We start from the raw sequence: 1289 nt of genomic DNA, 5'->3' as shown, positions 1-1289 counted from the left end.
GCCGTTACTACTCCGGCATCCAGCTTTGAAGCATCTGAAAGTGTAGTAATGAGTGATTCAAGATCAGTCAGCGCTGTGCTGATATGAGCGAGCTGAAACGTCATATTCTCTGGCTTTTCCTGCAACGCACTGGTGAAGAGCCGAGCAGCATTCAGTGGCTGCATCAAATCATGGCTCACCGCTGCAACAAAGCGTGTTTTAGAAAGGTTCGCCTGCTCCGCTTTTTCCCGTGCTTCGCGTAGCTGCATTTCTATGTGGCGACGCTCTTCTATTTCTTCCAGTAGTTTCTGGTTTACATCACGTAAGTCCTGAGTCCGCTCACGCACCTGCTCGGCCAGAACAACTGAATGCTGAAATGCTGCATAAGGGGCGGTGGGGGCCATATTGCTTGCCTCCACCCTTTCTATCAAGGCATCACAAATCCTGCTCAGCCTGGCATTTTCAGCCATTAGCCGTGCTTCATGGAGGTCCCAGGGAGAGCGCTCCCTCTCAGTCGGACCCGATTCAGAGACGGTTTCTTTGTCCAATGACAACCCCGGTCAATGTGTGATTAAGGTGCATACCGTCAACATGCTCCCCATAGGTACTGAAGCCGATCACCCCGTATCGACGAAGCAATGCCGATGCCTGGTCCACCATACCTTCCGACTCAATTTGCGCATAACGCATGCAGCAATCACACCCAATCGTTAACCATGATGGTCCCATACGACGCTCTATGGCACTGAGTTTGGTTTCAAGATCATCAAGCAAGGAGTCGGTTTTCATTGCTGTCAAAACGATGCCATTTTCAACTGCACAATAAAACGTCAGGCTAAGATCATCGTTAACTCGCTGGATAGAACGTGCATAGTAGCCATCATTAATACGTACCGCTAAAGGCGAACAGGCGAATGTCATATCGTCCAGCTCTTCAACCGAAACACCGATCAGCCGTGCATAGGCTTTTGCCGCTGGTTCAGCATTGAGTTCATAGACGGTACGCTTTTCCGGATCCGCAGAAGTAACTACAAACTTGGTTTTTTCAGGAATTAAATGATGGGTGCTGAACACTTCGAAATCTAATGAGGTAGAAATCATTATCACCGTGGCGGCTTCGCTGGTGAAACCGCCATCGCTATAAACATAAGTGCCGCTTAATCTATATTCATCCCCCGCCGAGCCACCAAAGCAGGCAATACTGCCTAACGCCGAATTAAGCGTAGCCAAGACCATTTCTTCATTCACTGATAGCCATCCATCAGCGTTAGCACAAAAGTATTGTGCTCTGCGGGTGACTCCGTCATACC

The 1289-nt window shown here is 49.2% G+C and carries 2 protein-coding genes; both read right to left on the bottom strand.

The window, feature by feature from the left end; genetic code table 11:
- A partial coding sequence (locus A3730_RS23780) for a histidine kinase dimerization/phospho-acceptor domain-containing protein (RefSeq protein ID WP_304439531.1) occupies positions 1-449 on the bottom strand: 449 nt, incomplete at its 3' end.
- Positions 450-504: 55 nt separating this feature from the next.
- A partial coding sequence (locus A3730_RS23775) for an FIST N-terminal domain-containing protein (RefSeq protein ID WP_231884034.1) occupies positions 505-1289 on the bottom strand: 785 nt, incomplete at its 5' end.

Source organism: Alcanivorax sp. HI0044 (genome assembly GCF_001634945.1).
This window is presented reverse-complemented; position numbering and strand designations above follow the sequence as displayed.